The following is a 26,170-nucleotide window of genomic DNA, read 5'->3' as shown; positions in this document are numbered from 1 at the left end:
CGGGATGCGTCAGGAGATCTCGGCCCGCTCGATCCGGAGCCAGCCCAGCCCCATCGGCAGCCCCAGCCACAGGCCGGTCGCGGTGGCCAGCTGCAGCCACCCCTGGGCGTCCAGTCCCCCGTCGAACACCGGGGCGCTCGCCGTCGTCAGGTCCAGCCAGTCGGCCACCCAGTCCAGCGCCCCGACCGTGCTGACCAGGATCGTGAACACCGTCGGCAGGACGAGGTACAGGACGATCGCCAGCGGCGAGCTGAGCAGCAGCATGCCGAACGCCACCCCCGACAGCACGTAGACCAGCTGCAGCAGCACCACCTGGCCGAGCTCGGCCGCACCCAGTGACCAGTCCCGCGCGCCGTCGGTCACCAGCGGCGTGAGGACGACGGCCACCACCGAGGTCATCAGGGTCGCGACCACCCCGAGCAGGGCCAGGGCGGAGGCGGCCAGGACCTTCGCGGAGAGCACCCGGGAGCGCCGGGGCACCAGCGTGAACGTGGTCATCGCCGTCCGCTGCGACCACTCGCTGGTGACGAGCAGGATGCCGAGCACCGGCAGCAGCAGGCTGGTGGACAGCTGGGTGAGCTCGAGGTGGTCGGCCAGGCCCATCGCGTCGTGCCCGGTGAACAGGGCCAGCGCGACCGTGGCGGCGGCCGCCAGGGCGATCGCGACCAGCAGCCACCGCCCGGCCCGGGTGTCGTAGGACTTGCGCAGCTCCACCCGGGTGAGCCGGAGCAGGGACGGCGGCGTTCCCGGCCCGGTCAGCCGGCGCGGGTTCGTCTCGAGGACCGCGGTGCTCATGCCGCCACCGCCGGCTGCTGCGTGCCGGTACCGGGAGACGCGGTGAGCGCCCGGAACAACTCCTCCAGGCCCTCGCCGCCGGCCTGCCCGAGCTCGGTGAGGACCGCACCGGCGGCGGCCGCCGCCTGCCCGACGGCGAGCGGGTCGGCGTCGGCGACCAGGGCGTCGTCGTCACCGGCGGAGACGGCGATGCCGGCCGTCTGCAGCGCACGGGCCAGCACAGCGCGGTCCGGGCCGCGGACGACGGTCCCGCGGCGGCCCAGCAGCTCGGTCTTGCTCCCCTGCGCCACGATCCGGCCGCCGGAGATGACCACGAGCTGGTCGGCCACCGCCTCCACCTCGCGCAGCTGGTGGGAGCTGAGCAGCACGGTCCCGCCCCGGTCGGCGAACCCACGGAGCAGCCCGCGCATCCACCAGATGCCCTCGGGGTCCAGGCCGTTGGCCGGCTCGTCGAGCACGAGCACCTCCGGGTCCCCGAGCAGTGCGCCCGCCAGACCCAGCCGCTGGCGCATCCCGAGGGAGTAGCTGCCCACGCGGGTGCCTGCCGGGCGCCCGGCCAGGCCGACCTGCCCCAGCACCTCGTCGACCCGTTCGGTGTCCACGCCGAGCACCATGGCGGTGAGGGTGAGTGTCTCCCGGCCGGTGCGGCCGGCGTGCTGGGCACCGGCGTCGAGCAGGACGCCGACCTGCCGGCCGGCGTTGGGCAGGTCACGGTGGGCGCGGCCGGCGATGGTGGCCGTACCGCTGGTCGGGACGGTGAGCCCGACCAGCGCCCGCAGGGTGGTGGACTTCCCCGCGCCGTTGGGACCCAGGAAGCCGGTCACGCTCCCCGGTGTGCAGGTGAAGGACACGTCGGAGACGACGGTCCGGGCGCCGTAGCGCTTGGTGAGGTGGTCGACGGTGATCATGCCGACGAGCCTGGCCGCCGGACGGGATCGGGCACATCGCCCAGGAGTCGGCGGCCACGGTCACCTCGGTCGCCGGCGGGTGGGCCACAGGTCGCACCGGCCCCCTACTTCGGTCGGTTCCTGCCGGGTCCCGCCGTCCGTAACCTCGGCGGGGTGACCACCACCAGGCTGCCCGAACAGGCCGTCCCGGGCAGCAGCGAGCACGCCTGGCCGCTGCCGGCCCCGGTGCCCTCCGGCCCTCGGCCCCGCTCCCGGCGCTCGGCGCGCGACTGGGTCGTCGACGTCACCTGCTTCCTGCTCGCGGTCGCCTCCGGCCTGGTCCTGGTGGGCATCACGGTGAGCGAGCCGGACCCGCCGGCGGCCGTGCTGGTCTTCGCCGACATCGCGGTCGGTGGCGCGGCCACCCTCGCGCTGTGGTGGCGCCGGGAGTGGCCGGTGGCGGTGGCGCTGCTGCTCGCGGTGATCGGCTGCTTCTCCGAGATGGTCGCCCCGGCCGCCCTGATCGCCCTGTTCACCGTCGCGGTGCACCGCCGGCCGACCGTGGTGTTGGCCGTCGCCGCCGCCAACCTGGCCGGCAGCGCGGTCTTCGCACTGCTGCGGCCGGCCGAGGACCTCTCGTTCGTCTGGGTGGTGGTCTTCGGTGTGCTCGTGACGGCGGCCGTCGTGGCCTGGGGCATGGCCATCCGGGCGCGGCGGGAGCTGGTGGTGTCGTTGCGGGAGCGTGCGGTGCGGGCCGAGAGCGAGCAGCTGCTGCGGGTCGAGCAGGCCCGGCACACCGAGCGCACCCGGATCGCCCGGGAGATGCACGACGTCCTGGCCCACCGGCTGTCGCTGCTGAGCATGCACGCCGGCGCGCTGGAGTTCCGGCCCGACGCCCCGCCGGCCGAGGTCGCCGCGGCGGCCGGGGTGGTGCGGGCCAGCGCCCGACAGGCCCTGGAGGACCTGCGTGAGGTGATCGGGGTGCTGCGGGAGTCGCCTGACGAGGGCGGCCAGACCCGACCCCAGCCGGGGCTGGCCGACGTCCCGGCCCTGGTCGAGGAGAGCCGGGAGGCGGGGCTGCGGGTGCGGGCGGAGTACGGGGTGGCCGACCTCGGTGCCGCCCCCTCGGTGACCGGCCGGACCGCCTACCGGGTGGTGCAGGAGGCGCTGACCAACGTGCGCAAGCACGCCCCCGGCAGCGTGGCCACCGTCGCGGTGACCGGTGGCCCGGGCACCGGGCTGACCGTCGACGTCCGCAACCCCGCCCGGACCGGCGGGGTGCACGCCGACGCCCTGCCCGGGGCCGGGACGGGCCTGATCGGGCTGCTGGAGCGGGTCACGCTGGCCGGTGGCGGGCTGGCGCACGGCTGGACGGCGGACGGGGAGTTCCGGCTGACCGCGACGCTGCCGTGGCCGGCGTGAGCGGGACGGGCACGAGCGGGCCGGTGCGGGTGCTCGTGGTGGACGACGACGCCCTGGTGCGCTCGGCGTTGGGGATGGTGCTCGGTGGGGCCGCGGGCCTGGAGTTGGTGGGCGAGGCGGCCGACGGTGCGGAGGTGCCGGCGGCGGTGCAGCGCACCCGGCCCGACGTCGTGCTGATGGACATCCGGATGCCGCGCACCGACGGGCTGACCGCCACCGAGGCGCTGATGCGCGCACCCGACGCCCCGGCGGTGATCGTGCTGACCACCTTCGACGCGGACGACCAGGTCTTGCGGGCGCTACGGGCCGGTGCCAGCGGGTTCCTGCTCAAGGACACCCCGCCGGCGGCGATCGTGGACGCGGTCCGCCGGGTCGCCGACGGGGAGCCGATGCTCTCACCGACCGTGACGCGGCAGCTGATCGCGCACGTGTCGGCGGCCGGGGCGGTGGCACCGGGTGAGGCGCGGCAGCAGCGGGCGCGGGACCGGCTGGCGGCACTCAGCGAGCGGGAGCGCGACGTGGCGCTGGCCGTGGGTCGCGGGCTGTCCAACGCGCAGATCGGTGCCGAGCTGTACCTGAGCGTGGCGACGGTGAAGGCGCACGTGTCCCGGCTGATGGTGAAGCTCGAGCTGGCGAACCGGGTGCAGATCGCGCTGCTCGTGCACGACGCCGACCTGGTCTGAGCGGCCCGGGCGGACCGGGGCCCCTCCCCCGTCGTGGCTGGTCTTCCCCGGCGGGTGTGCGGCGTGGTCGTTGGGGATAACGGCCGCAGGACGGGCAGCCCGGTCCGTCGGGGGCCGCGTCGCGTGCGCGGCCCCCAGCGGGCCTCAGGCGATCCGGCGGTCCCGCCAGCGGCGGCCCTGGAGCCACCAGCCGAGCCGGCGGGTCATCCAGGGCAGCAGCAGGTAGGTCATGAGCGGGGTGAGGGTCAGCGTCATCGCCGCCACCCGCAGCACGACGTGCACGTCGGCCAGCAGCGCGCCCAGGGTGACCGTGGCGAGCAGGTTGAGCGGGAAGAAGACCAGCCAGATGGTGACGGCCTGCTTCCATCGCGGTGGGGCGGGCGGCGGCGGGGCCGACGGCAGCTCGGTCGCGGCGTCGACGGGGACGTCGAACCAGCCCTCGATGCCGGTGCGCCGCTCGGTGCGGGTCACCTCCGCCAGGCCCTGGGCCGAGCCGAGCCACCAGCGGCGCTCGGAGCTCGCCTCCCAGGCGGCGAGCGTGGCCGGCGAGGCGAACCGGCACAGCATGTGCCACTCGTCCGCGCCGTGCCGGGGACGGACCCAGCCGCCCCCCAGGAAGCCGGGGAAGCCCTCGGCCATCGTCAGCCCCGCCCGGATCCAGGCGGTCATCTCCATCGCGTGCGCCGGGTCGGCGCGCCGCGTGAACGAGACGGTCACCGGCAGTTCCGGGGTCTCCGGTACTGCGGGTGCCGGTGCAGCACTCTCCATGGGGCACAGCATCGCGGTCCACTGGGTGGGACGTGGCACGCGGGTCCCCCGCGCGCCGCCGGGCCCGCGCACAGCCGGGCTGGTCATGATCGGGGCATGGCGGCCGTCGAGGAGTTCTGGACCCGGGTCAGCGCCACCTCTCCCCCGCTGCCGGCGTGGGTGCTGGCCCTCAGCGCCGCCCTGGCCGCGCTCCTGGTGCTCTCCCCGGCGCTGTGGCGGTCCTCCCGGCACGCGGTGACGATCGCCCACGAGGGCGCGCACGGGCTGGCCGCGCTGGTCACCGGGCGCCGGCTGGCGGGCATCCGGCTGCACTCGGACACCTCGGGGGTCACCGTGTCGGCCGGCCGGCCCACCGGACCGGGGATGGTGCTCACCGCGGCGGCGGGCTACACCGGGCCGGGTCTGTTCGGGCTGGGGGCGGCCGCGCTGCTGGCCGCCGGGTACGCGGTCGGGCTGCTGTGGGTGCTGCTGCTGCTGCTCGCGCTGCTGCTTGTGCAGATCCGCAACTGGTACGGCCTGTGGTCGGTGCTGGCCACCGGCGCACTGGTGTTCGCCGCCACCTGGTGGATGCCGGCCCAGGGGCAGGCCGCCTTCGCCCACGGCGTCACCTGGTTCCTGCTGCTGGCCGCCCCGCGCACGGTGCTGGAGCTGCAGCGCTCCCGGCGGCGGGGCACGGCGCAGGACTCCGACGCCGACCAACTGGCCCGGCTCACCCGGCTGCCGGGGCTGCTGTGGGTGGGGCTGTTCCTGCTGGTGGACGGCGGCGCGCTGGTGCTCGGGACTCACTGGCTGCTCCCCTGAGCGGGACCCGCGGCCCGCCGGCCGGCGCACGCCATGGCGTCCGTGTCCCCCGGCCGGCGGACCCGGGGGCCCGAGCGGTCCGGGTCGCCGTCCGGTGCGGACGGCGACCCGGACGCCGACTACGCGGTCGGCAGCTGGACGCCGGCGCGTTCGGCGATGACCTTGATCAGCGCCGAGGCGTTCTCGTTGCCGTAGCCGCGCTCCACGGCGGTCACCAGCGTCTGCTCGACCAGGTCGGTGGCCGGTACCGGGGCGCCGACGGTCGAGGCGAGGTCCTGGATGAGCCGGGCGTCCTTGAGCATCAGGTCCAGGGCGAAGGACGGCGAGTAGTCACCGACCAGCACCGAGGCCCCGACGCCGTCGAAGATCGGGGACCGGAAGTCGGTCACCGACACCACGTCGAGCACCCGGGCCAGGTCCAGGCCCGCGGCCCGGGCGAGGGTGAGCGCGTCACCCAGGGCCTGCAGCTGCGCGGCGACCAGCAGGTTGCCGACCAACTTCATCCGCGCCCCGGAGCCACCGGCGCCCAGGTGGTGCACGGTCTCGCTGAGCGCCTCGAGCACCGGCCGGACGCGGTCGAGCACCGCAGCCTCACCGCCGACGACGATCCACAGCCCGCCGGCGGCGGCCTCGCCCTTGGACCCGAAGACCGGGGCGTCGAGGAAGGGCACGCCGCGCTCGGCGAAGGCGGCGGTCTCCCGGTCCGACAGCCCGACGCTGATCGTGGACAGGTCGGCGACGACGGTGTCGGTGCCCACGCTCTCCAGGACCCCACCGGGTGCGAACACCACAGCCTCGACCGCGGCGTCGTCGGCCAGGCAGTACAGGACGACGTCCCGGCCGGTGACGGCCTCGGCGATGCTGCCGGCGACCGTCACCCCGTCGACGCCCTCGGCGCGCGCGGGGTTGCGGTTCCAGACGGTGACGTCGTGACCGGCCTGGACCAGGTTGCCGACCATGCCGCGGCCCATGGTGCCCAGGCCGATGAAGGCGATCGATGTCATGCGAGTTCTCCGCTCAGCTGCTCTGCGCCGGCCACGTTGGCCGCGCGCCAGGACTGCAGGTACCGCCAGAACGCGGTCGCGCCAGGGTCCTGCAGCCCGATGCTGCGTTCCTGGAGCCAGGAGGCCCGGCCCCGGCGGGACTGCAGGCCGCGGGTCTCGACGACCGCGCGCTCGGCGGCGGCGATCGCGGCGTCGAGTGCGGTCACGGCGTCACCCCCGGCCTCCAGGGCGTCGGCGGCCGGCATGATCGCGTCGAGGATCGTCTTGTCCCCCAGCTCGGTCTTGCCGCGCTGGCCGATGTTGGCCCCGCCGGCCCGGATGAAGCGCGCGGCCGCGGCGACGTCGACCTCGGTGGTGTCGGTCCAGGTCTTGGACCCGGCCAGCAGTCCGCCGGCGACCAGGGCCGCCATCGTCGAGGGGTTGGCGTTGGCGAAGGCCTTGGCGCAGGCCTTGGCGATCTCGGCCGGGGTCGCCGCGTCCGGCAGCTCCTCCAGCGCGGCGATCACCGCGGTGGCGCCCAGGGAGACGGTGATCCCGAGGTCGCCGTCGCCGAGGGCCTGGTCCAGGTCGCGCAGCTCGTCGGCGTAGCGGACCAGCTCGGTCAGGCTGCGGCGGATGGACTCGTTGAGCTCGGTGGCCAGCACGGTCAGACCTCCTCGAAGAACGGCGAGCGGGCCGGGGCGGCCAGCAGCGCGAGACGGGCGTCGTCCAGGGCGAGCAGTGAGATCGACGCGCCGGCCATCTCCAAGCTGGTCGCGTACTCCCCCACGTAGCTGCGGGCGATGGTGACCTCCAGGCCGGACAGCACCTGGTGGACCCGGCGGAAGAGCACGTACAGCTCCTCCAGCGGGGTGGCTCCCATCCCGTTGACCAGGACGGCGACCCGGGCGCCGGCGGTCAGCTCCAGGTCGGCCACGAGAGCGCCGACGATGCGGTCGGCGATCTGGTCGGCGGTCTCCAGCATCCCGCGGTGGATGCCGGGCTCGCCGTGGATCCCGATGCCGATCTCCATCTCACCGTCCTCCAGGGTGAAGCTGGGCTGAGCTGTGGTCGGCAGGATCGTCGGGGACAGCCCGATGCCCATGGTGGCCGTGTGCTCCACCACGTCCTCGGCGATCGCGGCGACCGTGTCCAGGTCGTCGCCGCGCTCGGCGGCGGCGCCGGCGGCCTTGTAGGCGAAGAAGATGCCGGCGACCCCGCGCCGGTCGGCCTTGCGCTCCTTGGGCTGGCTGGCGACGTCGTCGCGGCCGACGACGGTGCGGGTGGTGATGTCCTCCAGCTCGGACAGGTCCGCGGCGAGGTCGAAGTTGAAGACGTCGCCGCCGTAGTTGCCGTACAGGTAGAGGACGCCGGCGCCGCCGTCGACGGCCTGGGTGGCCTCGAACACCTGCTGGGAGCTCGGGGAGCTGAACACGTTGCCGATGGCCACGCCCGAGCACAGCCCGGTGCCCACGTAGCCCTTGAACAGCGGCAGGTGGCCCGAGCCGCCACCGGTGACGATGCCGACCCGGCCGGGGGCGCCGGCGTCGGCACGGACGAGGACGCGCGGGTCGTCGCCGGGGGTGCGCAGCTGGTCGGGGTGGGCCAGCAGGATCCCCTCGATCATCTCGTCGACGAACGCCTCGGGGGTGTTGATGATCTTCTTCACGGTGCGGTCACTTCCTTCTGGGTCCGGGGAGGGGCGGCGGGGTCGGCGTCAGGCAGGGGTGGAGGCCTGCGACGTCCCGGCTCTGCGCCGGGGGGGCCGGCGTCGCCACCGCACCTGGTCGATGACCATGACGGCGATGAGGATGGCTCCCTGCGCGATGGCGTACTGGTAGGAGGACAGGCGGATCGCGGTGAACCCACTGGCCACGATCTGCAGCGTGAGGGTGGCCAGGACGACGCCGGTGACGGTGGCGAAGCCGCCGTTGGGGTTGGTGCCGCCCAGCACCGCGATGACGATGACCAGCAGCACGTAGGAGGCGCCGTAGTCGGCCGAGGCGGTGGGGTTGCGGCTGAGGAACAGCACGCCGGCCAGGCCGCCGAGGGCCCCGGAGATCAGGTAGGTGCGCATGAGCACCTGCCTGCTGTCGATCCCGGAGTAGCGGGCCGCGACCGGGTTGGCGCCCTGCAGCTGCACCTTCCGCCCGATCGGCGTCCGGTTGACGACCACCGCGACCACGGCTGCGGTGACCAGCAGGACGACGAACAGCACCGGCACGCCGGCGATGGCGGTCTGGCCCAGGGAGGTCAGCGAGTCCGGCGACCCGTAGAGCACCGTGCCGCCGGTCCACACCACCGCGAGGCCGTTGAAGGCCTGCATGGTGCCCAGCGTGGCCAGGATCGGGGTGATGCCGACCCGGGAGACCAGGAACCCGTTGACCAGCCCGCCGAGCAGCCCGACGCCGATCCCGGCGAGGACGAACAGCGGGGCCAGGCTCTGAGCCAGCGCCGGGTCGTTCTCCCCCACCGCGGTGAACAGCGTGGAGATGGTGATCGCCGAGAGGTTGGCGATCGACACCAGGGACAGGTCGATGCCACCGGTGAGCATCGCCAGCATCATCGCCAGTGCCAGCACCCCGATCTCCGGGGAGGAGATCGCGATGTTCTGCAGGTTGATGGAGCTGAGGAACACCCGGGGGTTGAGCACGGCGAAGAAGGCGAAGGCCACCACGACGAGCACGACCATGCGCGTGACGCTGCGGTCGGCCTGCACCCGGCTCAGCAGCGAGCCCGGGGCCCGTCCGCCGTCGGCGACGGCTTGCGGCGGGGTCTGGTCGGTGCGGCTCATGCCGCCACCTCCTGCTGGTCGATGACGTTGGCATGGACCTTGCGGGCCGAGCGCCGGGCCGCCAGTGCCTGCACGCCGACGCCGACGATGAGCAGCACGCCGACGGCGGTGCGCTGCCAGGCGCTGGGGACGCCGACGAGGATCAGGCTGTTGTTGATCACCTGGACCAGCAGGACGCCGAGCACGGTGCCCAGCACCGAGCCACGGCCGCCGAAGATCGACGCACCGCCCAGCACGACGGCGGCGATGATGTCCAGCTCCCCGCCGACGAGGTCCTGTGGGTTGGCGCTGCGGCCCATGATCATGTGGAACATGCCGCCGGCCGCGGCCATCATGCCGACGAGGGCGAACACCCACACCTGGGTGCGCATCACCCGGATGCCGGCCCGGCGGGCGGCCTCCTGGTCCCCGCCGATGGCGTAGATGCTGCGGCCGAACATGGTCCGACGCAGCATCCAGGCCAGCAGCACGGCGAGCGCGATCGCCGGCAGCACCAGCACGTGCAGTTGGGCGCGGCCCTGCCCGGAGCCGATCGTCAGCAGGTTGGTCGTCGACAGCCCGGCCATGGAGTCGGGCAGGTCGGCGATGAACCGGGCGCCGACGTAGGTGAGCAGGACGCCCTTGAAGATGCCCTGCGTGCCCAGGGTGACGATCAGCGTGGGCAGCCGGAAGCGTGCGATGACCAGGCCGTTGACCAGGCCCAGCAGCGCGCCGATGACCAGGGCGAGCCCGAACGCGCCGAGCACTCCCAGCGGCAGCGCGGTGCTGCCGGCGACCTTCACCGTCGTGTAGGCCGCGAAGACGGCGATCGCAGCGAAGGAGACGTCGATGCCGCCGGAAATGATCACCAGCAGCACACCGAGGGCGAACACCAACGGCACGATCGAGCCCCGCAGGATGCTGAAGCCGGTCGACAGGCTGAAGAACGCCGGGTTGGCCACCGACATCCCGACCACCAGCAGCAGCAGCACGACGGCCAGGACGCCCTCGTTGTTGCGGCCGCGGAAACGGGCCAGCCCGCCGCTCACGCCGCCACCCGCTCACGGATCGTGTCGACGCTGATGCCTTCACCCTCGAGGGTGTGAGCCAGACGACCCTGGCGGATGACCAGGACCCGGTGGCAGCTGGCGACCAGCTCGGGGGCGTCGTCGGAGATGACGATGACCCCCATGCCGGCAGCGGCCTCGGCGCGCAGGATGGCCAGGATCTCCTCCTTGGAGCCGACGTCGACCCCGACGGTGGGGCCGTTGAGCATGAGCACCTTGGGCTTGGTGGCCAGCCACTTGGCCAGCACCACGCGCTGGGCGTTGCCCCCGGACAGCGACCGCACGGGAGCGGCGACGTTCGGTGCCTTGATCCGCAGCCGGTCGAACAGACCGCGGATGGTGGTCCGGGTGCCGGCCCGGTCGACGGTGCGCCAGCGGGTGCGGTGGGCGTCCAGGGACCCGGCGATCATGTTGTCGGCGATCGAGCGGTCCATGAACAGCCCCTGCGACAGCCGGTCCTCGGGCACGTAGCCGATGCCGGCGCGGACGGCGTCCCGGATCGTGTGCAGCCGCACCTCCTGCCCGTCGACGCGGACCGTGCCGCGCTCGGCGGGGAGGACGCCGAACAGCGACTCGGCTATCTCGGTGCGGCCCGAGCCCAGCAGGCCGGTGACCCCGAGGACCTCGCCGCGGCGCAGTGTGAAGCTGATGCCCTCGTAGGCACCGGTCAGGCTCAGGTCGACGACCTCGAGCACCGGCGGCCCCTCGACCGGCACCAGGCCCACCGATCGGGAGTCGTCGACGTCCCGGCCGGTCATGTGCCGGGCGACGGAGCGCGGGTCGAGGGTGGCCGCGTCGGCGGTGATGACGTGCCGACCCGAGCGCAGCACGGTGACCCGCTGGGACACCTGGAGCACCTCGTCGAGCTTGTGGGAGACGAAGACCAGCGCCACCCCGCGGTCGCGCAGCCGCTGGACGAGGGCGAAGAGCCGCTCGACCTCGGTGTGCGTGAGGGCGGTGGTGGGCTCGTCCATGACGATGACCCGGGCGTCGCTGACCAGTGCCCGGCAGATCGCGGTGAGCTGCTTGTCGGCCACCGACAGGGAGTCCACGTCCGCGTCCAGGTCCAGGTCCAGGCCCAGCTCGTCGACGATGGCCTGCGCGGCGGGCCGGGACCCGGCCGGCGAGTACAGCCGGCGCCGGTCGGCGACGGCCGAGGTCAGGACGATGTTCTCCGCGACCGTGAGGTTCGGGAACAGCGAGAAGTCCTGGTAGATGACCTGGATGCCGGACTTGATGGCGTCCGCCGGCTGCATGGCCGGGTGGGCCACCCCGTCGACGATGATCTCGCCGGAGTCCGGCTTCTCGACGCCTGAGATGATCTTGATGAGCGTGGACTTGCCGCACCCGTTCTCCCCGGCCAGGCAGAGCACCTCACCGGGGAACAGGTCCAGGGACACGCCGTTCAGGGCAGTCACGCCGCCGTAGGTCTTCACGATGTCGCGCACCTGCAGGACCGGCACCGACTCGCGCGGGGAGGGAGGAGTTGTCATGGGGCACCTTCCGGTGCCCGGTGCATGGCGGCGGGACGTACCGCGCGCCAGGCACCGGGTGGTCGCGGGACGGGATCAGAAGTCGTACTGGGACGCGGTGCTGGCGTCGACGGAGACCGACGCGTCGCCGTAGAACACGTTGTCGTAGCCCTCGAGCTTCTTGAGCGAGTCGTAGCCCTCGATCCCCAGGTCGGTGCCCTCCTCGATCGTCCCGCCGGTGGAGAGGATGCGGGCGATCTCCAGCTGGGCCTCACCGGCCAGGGCCGGGTCCCAGAAGTAGATCTTGTCGATCGAGCCGGTCTCCAGGTACTTGGCCGCCGCCGAGGGGATGGACGTGCCCATGACGCACACCTCGTCCTCCAGGCCGGCCTCCTCGATCGCCCGGGCGATGCCCGGGACGTCGTTGCCGGCCGAGCCCTGGAAGCCCTTGATGTCGGGGTACTTCGCCAGGACCTCCTTGGCCCGCTCGTAGGCGGCGTTCTCGTTGTCGGTGCTCTCGATCGGGTCCTCGACCCGGGTCATGCCCGGGAACTCGGTCTTCTGGTGCTCTTCGGCCGCACCGACCCACTCCATGTGCGTCTTGGCGGTCAGCCCACCGACGAACTGGACGTACTTGCCCTCGCCGCCCATGCAGGTACCGAGGTCGTCCATGATCTGGGTGCCGTAGACGGCGTTGTCGAACGCCTCGATGTCGACGTCGACGTTCTCGATCCCGGTCGCCTCGTGCGAGACGACCTTGATGCCCTGGCTGCGCGCGGAGGCGAGCACGTTGGACAGCGCCTCCGGCGAGTTCGGGACGACGGTGATCGCCGAGGGCCGCTGGGCGATCAGGTCCTGGATGATCTGGATCTGCTTCTCCGGGCTGACGTCGTCACCGCCCTCGACGCGGGCGTCGATTCCGGTGCGCTCGGCATAGGCGTCCACACCCTCGGCCATCCGGTCGAACCAGGCGATGCCGGTCAGCTTGACCACCGTGACCATCGTGAGGTCCTCCGGCGCGGCGCTGCCGCCACCCTCGGCTGCGGTGCCCGTGGACCCGCCGCCGACCGAGCTGCACCCGGCCAGCAGTGCGACAGCCAGGCCCGAGGCCAGGACCCCTGCAGTTCCCCTGCGCGTCATTCGACCACTCCCTTGTGTCGACCGCGGACGCGCGAGGCGCCCGCGCGCCGAACAGCTCTGTCCGGCGGCTGCATGAAGGTAGCCCGATTGTGAGCATGTGTCGAGCACCACTCGGGCAAAATCCGCGCATGTCGCTGCGCGATCCTGCGCGATCACCAGAGCTTTCTGCACGATGCAGTGTCGTTGGCCCTGCTAACCTGCACGCTCACACTCGAGGGAGATGGTCATGGGTCGACGGGAGGACATCGTCGAACTGCTGCTCGACAGCGGGTTCCAGCGGGTGGGCGACCTGTCCCGCCGCTTCGACGTCGACAGCTCGACCGTCCGGCGCGACCTGGAGAAGCTCGAGGCCGACGGCCTGGTGCAACGGAGTCGCGGGGGTGCCTCGGCGGTGCGCGGCGGGGACGACGTCCCGGTGCGCGGCACCGACGACTCACACCGCGCGGAGAAGGACGCGATCGGCGCGGCCATGGCCGAGCGGATCCTCGAGGGCCAGACCATCCTGCTCGACGGCGGCACCACGACACTCGCGGTCGCTCGGCACCTGCGGCACACCCGGCTGACGGTGGTCACCCACGATCTGTGCATCGGCCTGGAGATCGCGCGCAAGCCGCGGATCAACCTGGTGTTCATCGGCGGGGAGCTGCTGCCCACCGGCTACGCGATGTGGGGGCCGACCTCGATCCAGCAGCTGGAGCACATGCGGGTCAACGTGGCGGTCTTCGGCGCCGGCACGGTGATGGACGACGGCATCTACGCCTCCTCCAGCTACGAGATCGAGCTGAAGCGGAAGATGCTCTCGGTCGCCAGCGAGGCGTTCTTCGTCGCCGACAGCGCCAAGTTCGGCCGCGAGGCCCTGTTCCGGGTGTTCGGCTTCGAGCGGTTCACCGCCGGCATCACCGACGACACCCTGGACCCGATGCGCGCCGCGCAGTTCCCCATCCCGCTCATCCGAGCCGGGCTGCGCGGTCAGCCGGACTGACCGCGCAGCCCTGTCAGCGAAGCGGCAGCGCGACGAACGCCTCGCGCCGCGGGGCGCCGTCGTAGCCGCCGGTCGGCGCGGTCAGCCCGAACACCGCCCCCACCGTCGGCGCCACGTCGACCGTGCGCGCCTGGGCGCTGCTGCTCAGGCCCTGCCGCAGCGCCGGGTGCCCGCCGGAGAGGAAGAACGGGATCGGCTCGGTCGCCGGGTGCCCGTGGTTGCCAGGGATCGGGTTGGAGGTCGGCTCGGGGTCGGTGAACCGCCAGCCGGGCCGGGCGTAGGCCAGCAGGTCCCCGGCCTCCGGACCCAGCCGCAGCGACCCGGGGACGTGCACCGACAGGACGCCGGGATGGGCCTGCACCAGCCGGCGGACCTCGGTCAGACCGGCCTTGCGGCGGGCGGGCGGCCCGGTCCAGTACAGCAGGTCGGCGCCTCCGTTCTGGGCGATCGTGATCGAGGCCTGCAGGTCCGGCCGCGGCGCCAGCACCCGGTTCACCGAGATGGTCGACGTGGGCAGGGAGAAGTCCATCGAGTGGTCGGCCAGGACCAGCAGCACGCTGCGCTCCCAGCGGCCGGTGGCCCGCAGGTGGTCGACGAACCGGCCCACCTGCAGGTCGGTGGAGGCCAGCGCCAGCCGGCGGGCGGCCTGCACGGTGGTGCCGGTGACGTCGGCGTGCCCGAACCGGTCGACGTCGCCGAGGTTGGTGAACACGAAGTCCGGGTCCGGGCCGTCGACCATGGCGATCAGCGCGTCCGTGGTGGCCGCGTCGGGCGCGTGGTCGGTGACCGGCAGCAGCGGGAAGGGCTCCCAGCGGTAGGTGGCCCGGGTGCCGAAGACGCCGAACAGGTACTCCTTGCTCAGCACGCTGCCCGTCGTCCGGGCGCCGGTCCGCAGCCGCTCGAGCAGGGTCGGGAAGCGCAGGTCACCGGGCCGGTCGAGGTCGCGGACGACGCCCTCGACCCGGTCGAACACCGAGTTGCTCGGGACGCCGGTCCGGTCCGGCCGCACCCCGGTCATCATCATCGTGTGGTTGGGGATCGTCTCCATCACCGGCAGCGAGCGCGCCAGCGGGAACGTCGTCCCGGCACTGCGCAGCGCGGCCAGCCGCGGGGTGAGCACCGGGCTGATCTCGTCGGGCCGACAGCCGTCGACGACCAGGACGTACACCCGGGGTCCCGGCCCGGCGGCGCGCGCGTCCGGCGCCCCCGCCGCGGCGGAGAGGACGACGGCCGCGCCCGTGGCGGCCCCGGCCGCCAGGAACCGCCGTCGGCTGAGCGGCACCTGCGGGAGCTGTGTCATGCCCGGATGTTGCACCGTCCCGACCTGCGTACACGCGCTGCACCGACCGTTCACGAACTGTTGGCCGCCCGGCCCGCCGCGCCCGGACGCCGTCCACTCGACCGCGAGATCTGCGAACTCGTGGCCTCCCGGCGTCGGTGGCCACGAGACTGCAGATCTCGCCCCGCCCCGACGGGCGGGGCGAGCAGCCGCGCGGACGACGCCGTCAGTGCGTCACCGACCGCGAGATCTCGGCATGAGGAGCGACCCCCTCGCCCACCCACCGCGGGGTACGCGCAGTGGCTGGGCGAGGGGGTCCGCCGTCAGTCGCTGGTGGGGCGGTTGCGGCGGCGGGGGGCGGCGTTGGGCGGCTGGTTGACCGGGGCCACGTCCAGCGGCGGCGGGATCGGGAGGTCCACGCCGTCCTGGGCGACCAGCACCCGCTGGCCGTGGTGGTGGATCTCCAACGGCTCGTCGCCGTAGACCAGCCGGTAGGTGGCCCGGTCCGGGGTGACCGTGACCGACAGGCAGCGGCCCTGGAAGACCATCCGGAACCGCAGCCGGGTGATCCGCGGGGGCAGCCGCGGGGCGAACGCCAGCCGGCCGCCGTGGTCGCGCATCCCGCCGAACCCGCCCACGGCGACCATCCAGCCACCGGCCAGCGAGGCGATGTGCAGGCCGTGGCCGCTGTTGCCGTGCAGGTTCTGCAGGTCGGTCAGCGCCGCCTCGCCCCAGTAGTCGTGGGCCAGCTGCAGGTGCCCGGTCTCCGCGGCCACCACCGCCTGGACCGCCGCGGACAGCGACGAGTCCCGCACGGTGCGCGCCTCGTAGTAGGCGAAGTCGGCGATCTTCTCCTCGAGGGTGAAGGCGTCCCCGCGCAGGTGCAGCGCCATCACCAGGTCGGCCTGCTTGAGGACCTGCTTCCGGTAGATGTCGAAGTAGGGGAAGTTGAGCAGCAGCGGGTACTGGTCGGCCCGGGTGCCGGCGAAGTCCCACTCCTCGTGGTGGGTGAACCCCTCGGACTGCTCGTGCACGCCCAGCGCGACGTTGAACGGCACCCGCATGGCCTCCGCCGCGCGGGACCACCGCTCCACCTCGTCGTCCCCGACCTGCAGCCGCACGGCGGTGTCGGGGTTGCGGCCCACCGCGGCGACGGCCTCCCGCAGGTTCCGCTGCGCCATCAGGTTGGTGTAGACGTTGTTGTCGACCACGGCGGTGTACTCGTCGGGCCCGGTGACGCCGTCGATGCGGAAGTTCTGCTCGCCGTCGAAGTGCCCCAGCGAGCTCCACAGCCGGGCGGTCTCCACCAGCAGCTCGGTGCCGTAGTCACGGTCGAACACCGCGTCGCGGGTGGCCACGGTGTAGCGGGCTACGGCGTCGGCGATGTCGGCGTTGATGTGGAACGCCGCCGTCCCGGCCGGCCAGTACCCCGAGGTCTCCTCCCCGCGGATGGTCCGCCACGGGAAGGCCGCGCCGTCGAACCCCAGCACCCGGGCCCGCTCCCGGGCCTGGTCGAGGATCGAGTGCCGCCACAGCAGCGCGTCGCGCACGGCCTGCGGGGCGGTGTAGGTCAGCACGGGCAGGACGTAGGTCTCGGTGTCCCAGAAGGTGTGGCCGTCGTAGCCGTCACCGGTCAGGCCCTTGGCCGGGATCGGCTGACGCTCGGCACGCAGCCCGGCCTGCAGGACGTGGAACATGCCCACCCGCACGGCCTGCTGCAGCTCGTCGTCGCCCTCGATCTCGACGTCGGCCTCGTCCCAGTGGGTGTCCAGCAGCTCGCGCTGCTCCCGCAGCAGCCGCTCCCAGCCGGCCAGCTTCGCCGTCGCCAGCGCGCCCTCCACCTGGTCGCGCATGGCGGCCGAGGACCGCCGGCTGGACCAGCCGTAGGCCAGGTACTTGACCAGCCGCAGCTTGGAGCCGGCCGGGAGCCGGGCGGCGAGCTGGTAGCGGGCCAGGTCCGGGGACACCTCGAGCTCCTCGGACGCCGAGTCGGGGATCTCCACCTCGTGGTCCATCCCGGCGGCGACCCGCAGCCGGCTGCGGCGTGTCTGGTGCACCAGCACCGCATGGCGGGCGGAGCCCTCGTGCAGCTCGGAGGCCAGCGGCCGGTCCATGGCCGAGGCCGCCCGCGGGTCGTCGGTCTCGGTCGTGGAGACGGCCTCGTTGGCCAGCAGGTCCGACTGCAGGGCGATGTAGAGGTCGCCGAGGTCGTCGGTGCACTCCACCGAGTACTCGATGGCCGCGATCGAGCGACGGGTGAGCGAGACCAGCCGGGTGCTGGTGACCCGGACCTGGCGGCCGCTGGGCGAGCGCCACTCGGTGGTCCGGCGCAGCACGCCGTCGCGCAGGTCCAGCGTGCGGCGGTGGTCGATGAGGTCGCCGTACTGCAGGTCCAGGGGCGAGTCGCCCACCAGCAGCCGGATGATCTTGCCGTCGGTGACGTTGACGACCGTCTGCCCCTGCTCGGGGAAGCCGTAGCCGGCCTCGGCGTAGGGCAGCGGCCGCTCCTCGAAGAAGCCGTTGAGGTAGGTGCCCGGGACGACGACGGGCTCGCCCTCCTCGAAGGTGCCCCGCATGCCGATGTGCCCGTTGGCCAGGGCGAACACCGACTCGTTGACGCCGAGGGAGGCCAGGTCCAGCCCGATGGCGGTGACCGACCAGGGCTCGACGACGAAGTGCGCGCGGCCCGCGGTCACTGCTGACCGTCCAGCAGCTCGTCGAGGTCGGCCACGACGACGTCGGCACCGCGCTCGCGCAGGCCCTCGGCCTGACCCACCCGGTCGACGCCGACGACGAAGCCGAAGTCCCCGGCCCGGCCGGCCTCGACCCCCGACAGCGCGTCCTCGAAGACGGCACACTGCGCGGGCTCCATGCCCAGCGCCCGGGCACCGGCCAGGAAGGGGTCCGGCGCGGGCTTGCCGCGCAGCCCCTGGGCGGCGGCGACCAGCCCGTCGATGCGGGTGTCGATGAGGTCGGCGAACCCGGCGACGGCGATCACGGACTCGCCGTTGGCCGAGGCGGTCACCACGGCGGTGGCCAGGCCGGCGGCCTTGACCGCGCGCAGGTAGCGCATCGAGCCCTCGTAGACCTGGACGCCGTGCTCGTCGAGTTCGGCGAGCACCAGCACGTTCTTGCGGGTCGAGACACCGGCCACGGTGGCGGCGTCGGCCGGGTCGTCGTCGCTGCCCTCGGGCAGGGTGATGCCCCGGCTGGCCAGGAAGTCGCGGACGCCGTCCTTGCGCGGCTTCCCGTCGACGTAGGTGTTGTAGTCGTCGCCGCTGAACTCGGCCGCCGACGGGTCCCGACCCCGGAGGAACTCGTCGAAGGTGCGCTTCCAGGCAGCCTGGTGCACCTTCGCGGTCTGGGTCAGGACCCCGTCGAGGTCGAACAAGCAGGCCCGGATGTCTTCGGGGAGTCCCAGCACGGGCGTCACGGTACGGCGCGCTGCCGACCGGCACCTGGTGAGCCTGCCGGAGCCCGCCGCGCCGTCCGCCCCGTCCGGTGCCGGTGTCCCCGCTGGCCGCTGCGCCGTGCGTCCGCGCTCGGGAGCGCTCCGCTCCCCCGGCCGGGACGGCGGGCCGGGCGGTCGGCGCGGTTGTTGGGGATAACGGTCGTACGGGAGGTGAGGTGGAGCCGTCGCCCGCCCGGTGCACCCGCGCGCCGCCGGAGCAGCACGGCGCGGTCCCCGGACCCGACGGCCGGACGACCGGGGGCGGTCGCGGAACGGGTGGGGGCGACCGGGCGGGGCACGGCCGACCTGCCTAGTGTCGGGAGCAGCCGCTCCCGCGATCACCGCGTGGGAGCCACCCGACCCGAGGAGGACCCGGCATGACCGGTCGACCGATCCCGCCCGACCCCTACGACTTCCTGCCCCAGGTGCCGTCCTTCGACCTCACGAGCACCGACGTCGGCGACGGCGCGGTGCTCCCGGCGCCGCACACCAGCGGCGCGATGGGCGTCCCCGGTGGCGAGGACCGCTCCCCGCAGCTGTCCTGGTCCGGCTTCCCCGAGGGCACGCGCGGCTTCGCCGTCACCGTCTACGACCCCGACGCCCCCACCACCAGCGGTTTCTGGCACTGGGCGGTGACCGGCATCCCGCTGTCGGTGACCGAGCTGCCCAGCGGTGCGTCCGAGGGCGGGCTGCCCGAGGGCGCCGTCCAGCTGCGCAACGACGCCGGGTTCGCCGGCTTCGTGGGCGCCGCCCCGCCGGCCGGGCACGGCCCGCACCGGTACTACGTGGTCGTGCACGCCCTGGACACCGACGACCTGGGCGTGCCGGCCGAGGCGACCCCGGCCTACCTGGGCTTCAACCTGTTCGGCCACACCCTGGCCCGGGCGCGGATCGTCGCGACCTTCTCGGTCGACTGACCTCGCGGCGGCGGGGGCGGGTGCTCCCCTCCCCCGCCGGACCGCTCAGCCGCCCGGTCGCTCGGCGACGCAGCTGGTGGCGACCCGGGCGAAGCCGGCGCGCTCGTACACCCGGGCGACGTCGTCGTCCCCGGCGGAGAGGAACACCAGGTCCGCGGTCTGCCGGGCGTGCTCGACCAGTGCCGAGGTGAGCCCGGCGCCCAGGCCGCGGCCGCGGAAGCGGGGCAGGGTGGCCACGCCGACGACCTCGCTGATCTCGGTGCCGTCGACGTCGACGGGCTGGTGGGAGCCGATGGCGACCGGCTGGCCGTCCTCGACGGCCACCATCATCACCGTGCGTCCCGAGGCCACCCGCTCGCGCAGCACCTCGGTCGCCGGCACGTGCTCCGGGCCCGGGTCGTCCGCGGCCACCTCCGGCACCCCGGGGGCCGACGGCCCACCGGTCGGGACGGCGACCGGCCGGGGCTGGGCGAAGGCGAGGGCGGTCAACCGCTGGTACAGCCCCAGCCGAGGGTCGTCGGCGCCGACGAGGTAGAGCCGGACGCCGGCGGGCAGCAGCACCGTCAGCGGGTCGTCGGCCACCAGCAGCGGCAGCTCGTCGACGACCAGCCCCGTCGAGCGGGCGACGGCGGCCAGCCCCCGGCAGCGGTCGCCCAGCCACTCCAGGGACACCGGCAGCCCGGCCGCCTCCTGCATCGCGACCGCGGCCTGCACGTCGGCCCGGGTGACGTCGGCCTCGCGGCCGGCCACCGGGCGGGCCGGGAAGGGCCACTCCGCCGTGCCGATCGGGACCTGGAGGGCACCCACGAGGTGCACCTGGGCCTCCGCCAGCGGTGCGAGAGCGGAGTAACGCTCGATCCGGTCGAGCAGCCCGGGCGACGACACGCCCAGGACCCTAGACGCCCGGGCCCCCCGGGCGGGCCGCCAGCCGCCCTGGGACCACCCGGTCGGGGGGGCCCGGGCGGGCAGACGGCACCATGAACGCCGTGACGGCCGGAACGCGAGCGCAGGTCTCGCCCTTCACCGCGTTCGACCGTGGGTCCTGGCGGGCCCTGGCCGCGGGGGGCGAGCTGCCGCTGAACAGCGCCGACGTCCGGGCGATGGCCAGCTTCGGTGACCGCATCGACCTCGACGAGGTGGCCACGGTCTACCTGCCGCTGGCCCGGCTGCTGCACCTGCACGTCACCGCCAGCCGGCGGCTGTGGGCCGAGCAGACCCGCTTCCTGGGCGCCCGCACCGAGAAGGTGCCGTTCGTGATCGGCGTGGCCGGCAGCGTCGCGGTCGGCAAGAGCACCACGTCGCGGCTGCTGCAGGCGCTTTTGGCTGCCGCCCCCGACACCCCGCGGGTCGACCTGGTCACCACCGACGGGTTCCTGCTGCCCAACGCCGAGCTGGAGTCCCGCGGGCTGTTGGAGCGCAAGGGCTTCCCGGAGAGCTACGACCGCCGCGCCCTGCTGCGCTTCCTGGCCGACGTGAAGTCCGGCAGGCCCGAGGTCAGCGCCCCGCTGTACTCCCACCAGTCCTACGACGTCCTGCCCGGGCAGCGGCAGGTGGTCGACCGCCCCGACGTGCTCGTGCTGGAGGGGCTCAACGTCCTGCAGGCCGGTGGCAGCGCCGACGGGCGGGTGCCGGAGGTCTTCCTGTCGGACTTCTTCGACTTCTCCGTCTACGTCGACGCCACCGAGGCCGACATCTCCCGCTGGTACGTCGAGCGCTTCCTCGCCCTGCGGCGCACCGCCTTCCAGGACACCAGCGCCTACTTCCACCGCTTCGCCGACCTCACCGACGAGGAGGCGACCACCACCGCCCTGGGCATCTGGCGGGGCGTCAACGAGCCCAACCTGCGCCGCAACATCGCCCCGAGCCGCTCCCGGGCGAAGCTGGTGCTGCAGAAGTCCGCCGACCACTCCGTGCGGCGGGTCCTGCTCCGCAAGCTCTGAGAGGACCCCGTCGCCCCCGGCCCCGTCCCGAGGCTCGCCCCGAGCTCGCGAGGGGTGAGGAGGACGGGGTCCTTCAACTCGCGGCGGGGCCCTGCGACGGGGCCGACGGGCGCTGGGTGGGTCGATGCCGCACGACCGGGTAGGCCACCAGGGACGGGCAGAGGGTCCGGCACCTGGAGGAGAACCGATGAGCGCTGTCAGCGACCGTTTCATGGCCGCCCTGCACCACCTGGACGAGCACGGCGACACCGGCCCCATGGTGGAGCTCACCGCTCCCGGCGCCGTCCTGCGCAAGCTGGACCGGCACCAGGAGGAGACCGGGCCCGACGGCGCCCGGGTCTTCTGGGACGACTACCGCTCGGTGTTCGGCACCATCACCACCGAGTTCACCTCCACCCTCGACGGTGAGACCGGCTCGTCGCTGGAGTGGGTCTCGCGCAGCACGCTCACCGACGGCGCCGAGCTGACCTACAGCGGGGTGACCGTCATCGACGTGGTCGGCGACCAGGTCACCGGCGTGCGCACCTACTACGACTCCGCGGCCTTCATCCGCCCCACCCGGGCCTGACGGTGGACGCATCGTCCGGCGGCCGGGTCGACCGGCCGCCGGACGGCGGGCTCTAGGCCTGGGCGCCGACGACGTCGGCGGTCGTCCCCAGGTCGTCGGGGGCGCCCTGGGCCCGGGTGGGCTCGGTGGCCACCGGCTGGTGCGGCACGTGCGGCTCCTCGAACGCCTCCGGGGAGGGGCAGGAGCAGACCAGGTTGCGGTCGCCGTAAGCGCCGTCGATCCGCCGCACCGGCGCGAGGTAGCCCCGCCCGGTCAGGCCGCGGACCGGGTACACCGCGGTCTCCCGCGAGTAGGGCCGGTCCCAGGCCCCGCTGAGCATCTTCAGCGTGTGCGGGGCGTTGCGCAGCGGGTTGTCGGTCGCGTCGTACGCACCGCTGGCGACCTGCTCGATCTCGCCGCGGATGGCGATCATCGCCTCGACGAACCGGTCGAGCTCGGCCTTGTCCTCGCTCTCGGTCGGCTCGACCATCAGCGTGCCGGCGACCGGGAAGCTCATCGTCGGGGCGTGGAAGCCGAAGTCGATGAGCCGCTTGGCGATGTCGTCGTTGGTGACGCCGGTGGCCTTGGTCAGCGGCCGGATGTCCAGGATGCACTCGTGGGCCACCAGCCCGTCGGCACCGGCGTAGAGCACCGGGTAGTACGGGCGCAGCCGCTCGGCGACGTAGTTGGCCGCCAGGATCGCGTGCTGGGTGGCCCGCAGCAGCCCGTCGGGGCCCATCAGCCGCAGGTAGGCCCAGGAGATGGGCAGGATCCCGGCCGAGCCGAAGGGCGCCCCGGAGATGACCGCACCGGTGCCGCCGGTCTCCACCAGCGGGTGGCTGGGCAGGAAGGGCACCAGGTGCTCCCGGACGCCGATCGGGCCGACACCGGGGCCGCCACCGCCGTGCGGGATGCAGAAGGTCTTGTGCAGGTTCAGGTGGCTGACGTCGGAGCCGAACCGGCCGGGGCGGGCCAGCCCGACCAGGGCGTTGAGGTTGGCGCCGTCGACGTAGACCTGACCACCGGCGTCGTGCACGGCCGCGCAGATCTCCTGCACCTCGACCTCGAACACCCCGTGCGTCGACGGGTAGGTGATCATGATGGCGGCGAGCCGCTCGGCGTGGGCGGCGACCTTGGCGCGCAGGTCGGCAAGGTCGACGTTGCCGGCCTCGTCGCAGGCCACGACGACGACCCGCATGCCGGCCATCACCGCGCTGGCGGCGTTCGTGCCGTGCGCCGAGGACGGGATGAGGCAGACGTCGCGGCCCGCGTCGTCCCGGCTGGCGTGGTAGGCCCGGATGGCCATCAGGCCGGCGAACTCGCCCTGCGAGCCGGCGTTGGGCTGCACGCTGACCGCGGCGTAGCCGGTGATCTCGGCCAGGCCCTCGCACAGCTCGGTGATCAGCTGGTGGTAGCCGCGGGCCTGCTCGCTCGGGGCGAAGGGGTGCAGCCCGGCGAACTCCGGCCAGGTGATGGCGGCCATCTCGGTGGCGGCGTTGAGCTTCATCGTGCACGAGCCCAGCGGGATCATCGTGCGGTCCAGCGCGAGGTCCTTGTCGCTGAGCATGCGCAGGTAGCGCAGCATCGCGGTCTCCGAGCGGTGCTGGGCGAAGACCGGGTGGGTCAGGAACGGGGTGGCCCGCCGCAGCTGCACCGGCAGGGCGTCGGCGCCATCGTCGTCCAGGGTCGAGACGTCGGCGGCCACGCCGAAGGCCTCGGCCACCAGCGCCAGGACCGCGGGGGTCGTGGTCTCGTCGCAGGCCACCGCGACGGTGTCGGTGTCGACCAGCCGCAGGTTCACCCGGCGCTCCACCGCCGCCGCCACGACCTCGGCGGCCCGGCCGGGCACGGAGACGGCGAGGGTGTCGAAGTACTGCTCGTGCACCAGTGGGACCCCGCCGGCGCGCAGCCACCCGGCGAGCGCCTGGGCGCTGCGGTGCACCCGGGCGGCGATCGCGGTCAGGCCCTCGGGGCCGTGGTAGACGGCGTAGGCGCCGGCGATGACGGCCAGCAGCACCTGGGCGGTGCAGATGTTGCTGGTGGCCTTCTCCCGGCGGATGTGCTGCTCGCGGGTCTGCAGCGCCAGCCGGTAGGCGACGTCGCCGTCGGCGTCGACCGACACCCCGACGAGCCGGCCGGGCAGCTGGCGGGCCAGCCCCTGCCGGACGGCGAGGTAGCCGGCGTGCGGGCCGCCGTAGCCCATCGGGACGCCGAAGCGCTGGGTGGTGCCGCAGGCGACGTCGGCGCCCCACTCCCCCGGGGCCTCCAGCAGGGTGAGGGCGAGCAGGTCGGCGGCGACCACGACGGAGGCACCGGCGGCGTGTGCGGCCTCGGCCAGCGCCCGGTGGTCGCGCACGGCACCGCTGGCGCCCGGGAAGGCCAGCAGGACGCCGAAGGCACCGGCGGCGGGCAGGTCGGTGGGCCAGCCGGCGGACAGGTCGGCGACGTGCAGGCCGATGCTCAGGGGCTCGGCGCGGGTGCGGAGCACCGCGAGGGTCTGCGGCAGGGTGTCGGCGTCGACGACGAAGACCGCGTCGGCCTTGGCCCGGCCGGCCCGGCGCACCAGGGTCATCGCCTCGGCGGCGGCGGTGGCCTCGTCGAGCATCGAGGCGCCGGCGACGTCGAGGCCGGTGAGGTCGGCGACCATCGTCTGGAAGTTGATCAGCGCCTCGAGCCGGCCCTGGCTGATCTCGGGCTGGTAGGGCGTGTAGGCGGTGTACCAGGCCGGGTTCTCCAGGATGGTGCGCTGGATGACCGTCGGGGTCAGCGTGCCGTGATAGCCCAGCCCGATCATCGAGGTGAGGACCTCGTTGGCCTCGGCGCGCTCGCGCAGCTGGGCCAGGACGGTGGCCTCGTCGGCGGCGGCGGGCAGGTCGAGCGGACGGCGGTCGCGCACCCCCTCGGGGACGCTGGCGTCGGCGAGGGACTCCAGCGAGGCGTGGCCGACCACCTCGAGCATCGCCGCGGTGTCGGCGGGCCGCGGGCCGATGTGCCGGGCCGCGAACTCCCCCCGCGGGGACAGGGCCGAAAGCGACGGGAGCGCTCCGGTCAGCGGCGGGGTGGTGCGGGGCGGGGTTCCGTCCAGTTCGGACGAACGGTCGACCATTGGCCCGACGCTACCAGCGTGCAACGACCCCGCCGGAGGGTCCGACGGGGTCGTGAGGTGGGCCACAGGACGGGGATGGGATCGATCCCATCCCCGTGGCTGGGGGGGTCTTCGACCTTCTTCAGGCGGAGGCGGCGCGGCGGCGTCGGCGGGCGGAGAGCTCGTCGTCGGCGTTGACCGGACCACTGCCGTCGACCCGCTCGGCGGGCAGCTCGGCCAGCTCGCCGGACAGCTCCCGCAGCGCGCCGGAGACGGCGATGCCGAACACGCCCTGGCCGCCGGCGAGCAGGTCGACGACCTCCTCGGCGGAGGTGCACTCGTACACCGTGGCGCCGTCGGACAGCAGCGTGATGTGGGAGAGCTCCTTGACCCCGCGGGTGCGCAGGTGGTCGACGGCCTTGCGGATGTTCTGCAGGGAGACGCCGGTGTCCAGCAGCCGCTTGACGACCTTGAGCACGAGGATGTCGCGGAAGGAGTACAGCCGCTGGGTGCCCGAGCCGGTGGCGGTGCGCACCGAGGGGGCGACCAGGCCGGTGCGGGCCCAGTAGTCCAGCTGCCGGTAGGTGATGCCGGCGGCGGAGCAGGCGGTCGGGCCGCGGTAGCCGACGACGTCGCTGTCGATGTCGTCGTAGGAGGGAGCACCCACCGCTGCGTCGCTGAACAGCTGACCCTGCGAACCGTCGTGGTGGTCGCTCACGGGCACTCCTCGCTGGCGCTCGTCGGCCGCGTGCGCGGCCCTGCTGTGCTCTCGTCCTCGCTCACGCGGCGGTCCGGGTGGACCGGGACGAGGGTCCCGCACCCAGCACTGTCGCCTGGGCCGTCCCCGGCTCGCGCCGGGGAGGTCACGCCACGGTGCTCGTCGAGTTCCACGCACGTGATTCGCTGACCGTAGGCCGGGGCCGGTGACCGGTCAACCGAGAGGGGGGCGTGTCGGCCCACTCACCCCCTTGGGGGGACCTCCCGGACCCCTGTCGGGCGCCCCCCTGCCGGGACCAGCCCCCACCCGGCTCCCTCTCGGGGCCTCCGGCGGACGTCGCACCCGGCCGCCGGACCTGCGTCCCGGCCGGCGCACCACGGACCCCGCGACGGGTCGAGGACGGTCGGGCCCCGCTGCAGGGGGTAGCGGGGGCCTTGCTCAGGTGGGGCCGGAGCCTGCG

Annotated in this window: 23 protein-coding genes; 7 read left to right on the top strand and 16 right to left on the bottom strand. The window is 73.7% G+C overall.

Annotated features, from left to right (window positions below; translation table 11 throughout):
- Positions 1-9: 9 nt before the first annotated feature.
- Together GCU67_RS14645 and GCU67_RS14640 are read right to left on the bottom strand one after the other, a co-directional pair.
- The gene (locus tag GCU67_RS14645) at positions 10-795 is read right to left on the bottom strand and encodes an ABC transporter permease (RefSeq protein WP_163611956.1); all 786 of its coding nucleotides are present in this window, start codon (positions 793-795) and stop codon (positions 10-12) included.
- Positions 792-1,703: an ABC transporter ATP-binding protein gene (locus tag GCU67_RS14640; protein WP_163611955.1), complete on the bottom strand. Its 912-nt coding sequence runs from the start codon at positions 1,701-1,703 to the stop codon at positions 792-794. The genes GCU67_RS14645 and GCU67_RS14640 overlap by 4 nt, the downstream gene beginning before the upstream one ends.
- A gap of 153 nt (positions 1,704-1,856) precedes the next feature.
- Here GCU67_RS14640 and GCU67_RS14635 point away from each other — a divergent pair, with 153 nt between their 5' ends.
- Complete coding sequence (locus tag GCU67_RS14635) at positions 1,857-3,104, top strand: sensor histidine kinase (RefSeq protein ID WP_338105026.1); 1,248 nt, start codon at positions 1,857-1,859, stop codon at positions 3,102-3,104.
- Entirely contained in the window at positions 3,101-3,787 is a 687-nt protein-coding gene (locus GCU67_RS14630; protein WP_338105025.1) for a response regulator transcription factor, read from the top strand. The genes GCU67_RS14635 and GCU67_RS14630 overlap by 4 nt, the downstream gene beginning before the upstream one ends.
- Before the next feature lie 144 nt (positions 3,788-3,931).
- Here the strand turns inward: GCU67_RS14630 and GCU67_RS14625 are convergent, their stop codons facing one another.
- A complete protein-coding gene (locus tag GCU67_RS14625) occupies positions 3,932-4,555 on the bottom strand; it encodes a putative antibiotic biosynthesis monooxygenase (protein ID WP_163611954.1) in 624 nt (207 codons plus the stop codon).
- Between the two features lie 96 nt (positions 4,556-4,651).
- Between GCU67_RS14625 and GCU67_RS14620 the strand changes: the two genes are divergently transcribed.
- On the top strand, positions 4,652-5,356 hold the full coding sequence (locus GCU67_RS14620) for a M50 family metallopeptidase (protein WP_163611953.1): 705 nt from the start codon (positions 4,652-4,654) through the stop codon (positions 5,354-5,356).
- A 119-nt stretch (positions 5,357-5,475) separates the two neighbouring features.
- Here GCU67_RS14620 and GCU67_RS14615 read toward each other — a convergent pair whose 3' ends face one another.
- The 7 genes from GCU67_RS14615 to GCU67_RS14585 all read right to left on the bottom strand — a co-directional run bounded on the left by GCU67_RS14615 (position 5,476) and on the right by GCU67_RS14585 (position 12,791).
- Positions 5,476-6,360: an NAD(P)-dependent oxidoreductase gene (locus tag GCU67_RS14615; RefSeq protein ID WP_163611952.1), complete on the bottom strand. Its 885-nt coding sequence runs from the start codon at positions 6,358-6,360 to the stop codon at positions 5,476-5,478.
- Positions 6,357-7,004 (bottom strand): DAK2 domain-containing protein, encoded by a 648-nt coding sequence (locus GCU67_RS14610; RefSeq protein ID WP_211661420.1) that lies wholly within the window; start codon positions 7,002-7,004, stop codon positions 6,357-6,359. The genes GCU67_RS14615 and GCU67_RS14610 overlap by 4 nt, the downstream gene beginning before the upstream one ends.
- Before the next feature lie 2 nt (positions 7,005-7,006).
- A complete protein-coding gene (locus GCU67_RS14605; protein ID WP_163611951.1) occupies positions 7,007-8,008 on the bottom strand; it encodes a dihydroxyacetone kinase subunit DhaK in 1,002 nt (333 codons plus the stop codon).
- A 48-nt stretch (positions 8,009-8,056) separates the two neighbouring features.
- Positions 8,057-9,133: an ABC transporter permease gene (locus GCU67_RS14600; protein ID WP_211661419.1), complete on the bottom strand. Its 1,077-nt coding sequence runs from the start codon at positions 9,131-9,133 to the stop codon at positions 8,057-8,059.
- Positions 9,130-10,161, bottom strand: coding sequence for an ABC transporter permease (locus GCU67_RS14595; RefSeq protein WP_211661418.1), 1,032 nt, complete (start codon positions 10,159-10,161; stop codon positions 9,130-9,132). The genes GCU67_RS14600 and GCU67_RS14595 overlap by 4 nt, the downstream gene beginning before the upstream one ends.
- A complete protein-coding gene (locus tag GCU67_RS14590) occupies positions 10,158-11,672 on the bottom strand; it encodes a sugar ABC transporter ATP-binding protein (RefSeq protein ID WP_163611950.1) in 1,515 nt (504 codons plus the stop codon). The genes GCU67_RS14595 and GCU67_RS14590 overlap by 4 nt, the downstream gene beginning before the upstream one ends.
- A 75-nt stretch (positions 11,673-11,747) precedes the next feature.
- Positions 11,748-12,791: an autoinducer 2 ABC transporter substrate-binding protein gene (locus GCU67_RS14585; RefSeq protein WP_163611949.1), complete on the bottom strand. Its 1,044-nt coding sequence runs from the start codon at positions 12,789-12,791 to the stop codon at positions 11,748-11,750.
- A gap of 226 nt (positions 12,792-13,017) precedes the next feature.
- Between GCU67_RS14585 and GCU67_RS14580 the strand changes: the two genes are divergently transcribed.
- Entirely contained in the window at positions 13,018-13,773 is a 756-nt protein-coding gene (locus GCU67_RS14580) for a DeoR/GlpR family DNA-binding transcription regulator (protein ID WP_163611948.1), read from the top strand.
- Between the two features lie 13 nt (positions 13,774-13,786).
- Here the strand turns inward: GCU67_RS14580 and GCU67_RS14575 are convergent, their stop codons facing one another.
- The 3 genes from GCU67_RS14575 to GCU67_RS14565 all read right to left on the bottom strand — a co-directional run bounded on the left by GCU67_RS14575 (position 13,787) and on the right by GCU67_RS14565 (position 18,476).
- Positions 13,787-15,073, bottom strand: a complete 1,287-nt coding sequence (locus GCU67_RS14575) for an alkaline phosphatase family protein (RefSeq protein WP_163611947.1) — start codon at positions 15,071-15,073, stop codon at positions 13,787-13,789.
- A 302-nt stretch (positions 15,074-15,375) separates the two neighbouring features.
- Positions 15,376-17,748 carry a glycoside hydrolase family 65 protein gene (locus tag GCU67_RS14570; protein WP_163611946.1) on the bottom strand — a complete coding sequence of 791 codons (2,373 nt, stop codon included), beginning with the start codon at positions 17,746-17,748 and terminating at the stop codon, positions 15,376-15,378.
- Positions 17,745-18,476, bottom strand: a complete 732-nt coding sequence (locus GCU67_RS14565) for a beta-phosphoglucomutase family hydrolase (protein WP_163611945.1) — start codon at positions 18,474-18,476, stop codon at positions 17,745-17,747. The genes GCU67_RS14570 and GCU67_RS14565 overlap by 4 nt, the downstream gene beginning before the upstream one ends.
- A 404-nt stretch (positions 18,477-18,880) precedes the next feature.
- On the opposite strand from GCU67_RS14565, the gene GCU67_RS14560 reads away from it, so the two are divergent.
- Positions 18,881-19,420, top strand: a complete 540-nt coding sequence (locus GCU67_RS14560) for a YbhB/YbcL family Raf kinase inhibitor-like protein (RefSeq protein WP_163611944.1) — start codon at positions 18,881-18,883, stop codon at positions 19,418-19,420.
- 45 nt (positions 19,421-19,465) lie between these two features.
- On the opposite strand, the gene GCU67_RS14555 is transcribed toward GCU67_RS14560, so the two are convergent.
- The gene (locus GCU67_RS14555) at positions 19,466-20,305 is read right to left on the bottom strand and encodes a GNAT family N-acetyltransferase (protein ID WP_163611943.1); all 840 of its coding nucleotides are present in this window, start codon (positions 20,303-20,305) and stop codon (positions 19,466-19,468) included.
- A 92-nt stretch (positions 20,306-20,397) separates the two neighbouring features.
- On the opposite strand from GCU67_RS14555, the gene coaA reads away from it, so the two are divergent.
- Together coaA and GCU67_RS14545 are read left to right on the top strand one after the other, a co-directional pair.
- A complete protein-coding gene (gene coaA / locus GCU67_RS14550) occupies positions 20,398-21,360 on the top strand; it encodes a type I pantothenate kinase (protein WP_163611942.1) in 963 nt (320 codons plus the stop codon).
- Positions 21,361-21,547: 187 nt separating this feature from the next.
- Positions 21,548-21,928, top strand: a complete 381-nt coding sequence (locus GCU67_RS14545) for a nuclear transport factor 2 family protein (RefSeq protein ID WP_163611941.1) — start codon at positions 21,548-21,550, stop codon at positions 21,926-21,928.
- 52 nt (positions 21,929-21,980) lie between these two features.
- Here GCU67_RS14545 and gcvP read toward each other — a convergent pair whose 3' ends face one another.
- Both gcvP and GCU67_RS14535 read right to left on the bottom strand, forming a co-directional pair.
- Positions 21,981-25,013, bottom strand: a complete 3,033-nt coding sequence (gcvP, locus tag GCU67_RS14540; protein ID WP_163611940.1) for an aminomethyl-transferring glycine dehydrogenase — start codon at positions 25,011-25,013, stop codon at positions 21,981-21,983.
- 121 nt (positions 25,014-25,134) lie between these two features.
- A complete protein-coding gene (locus GCU67_RS14535) occupies positions 25,135-25,710 on the bottom strand; it encodes a MerR family transcriptional regulator (protein ID WP_163611939.1) in 576 nt (191 codons plus the stop codon).
- Between the last annotated feature and the right edge of the window lie 460 nt (positions 25,711-26,170).

This window comes from Modestobacter muralis (assembly GCF_010682105.1).
Classification (GTDB): Bacteria; Actinomycetota; Actinomycetes; order Mycobacteriales; family Geodermatophilaceae; genus Modestobacter; species Modestobacter muralis.
The sequence above is the reverse complement of the archived record's forward strand: the minus strand, read 5'-3'. Positions and strand labels throughout refer to the sequence as shown.

Coding starts and splice junctions, on each gene's coding strand:
- GCU67_RS14580 (WP_163611948.1), top strand. CDS start 13,018: ATGGGTCGACGGGAGGACATCGTCGAACTGCTGCTCGACAGCGGGTTC.
- GCU67_RS14640 (WP_163611955.1), bottom strand. CDS start 1,703: ATGATCACCGTCGACCACCTCACCAAGCGCTACGGCGCCCGGACCGTC.
- GCU67_RS14600 (WP_211661419.1), bottom strand. CDS start 9,133: ATGAGCCGCACCGACCAGACCCCGCCGCAAGCCGTCGCCGACGGCGGA.
- GCU67_RS14545 (WP_163611941.1), top strand. CDS start 21,548: ATGAGCGCTGTCAGCGACCGTTTCATGGCCGCCCTGCACCACCTGGAC.
- GCU67_RS14625 (WP_163611954.1), bottom strand. CDS start 4,555: ATGGAGAGTGCTGCACCGGCACCCGCAGTACCGGAGACCCCGGAACTG.
- GCU67_RS14620 (WP_163611953.1), top strand. CDS start 4,652: ATGGCGGCCGTCGAGGAGTTCTGGACCCGGGTCAGCGCCACCTCTCCC.
- GCU67_RS14615 (WP_163611952.1), bottom strand. CDS start 6,360: ATGACATCGATCGCCTTCATCGGCCTGGGCACCATGGGCCGCGGCATG.
- GCU67_RS14560 (WP_163611944.1), top strand. CDS start 18,881: ATGACCGGTCGACCGATCCCGCCCGACCCCTACGACTTCCTGCCCCAG.
- GCU67_RS14575 (WP_163611947.1), bottom strand. CDS start 15,073: ATGACACAGCTCCCGCAGGTGCCGCTCAGCCGACGGCGGTTCCTGGCG.
- gcvP (WP_163611940.1), bottom strand. CDS start 25,013: ATGGTCGACCGTTCGTCCGAACTGGACGGAACCCCGCCCCGCACCACC.
- GCU67_RS14645 (WP_163611956.1), bottom strand. CDS start 795: ATGAGCACCGCGGTCCTCGAGACGAACCCGCGCCGGCTGACCGGGCCG.
- GCU67_RS14590 (WP_163611950.1), bottom strand. CDS start 11,672: ATGACAACTCCTCCCTCCCCGCGCGAGTCGGTGCCGGTCCTGCAGGTG.
- GCU67_RS14585 (WP_163611949.1), bottom strand. CDS start 12,791: ATGACGCGCAGGGGAACTGCAGGGGTCCTGGCCTCGGGCCTGGCTGTC.
- coaA (WP_163611942.1), top strand. CDS start 20,398: ATGAACGCCGTGACGGCCGGAACGCGAGCGCAGGTCTCGCCCTTCACC.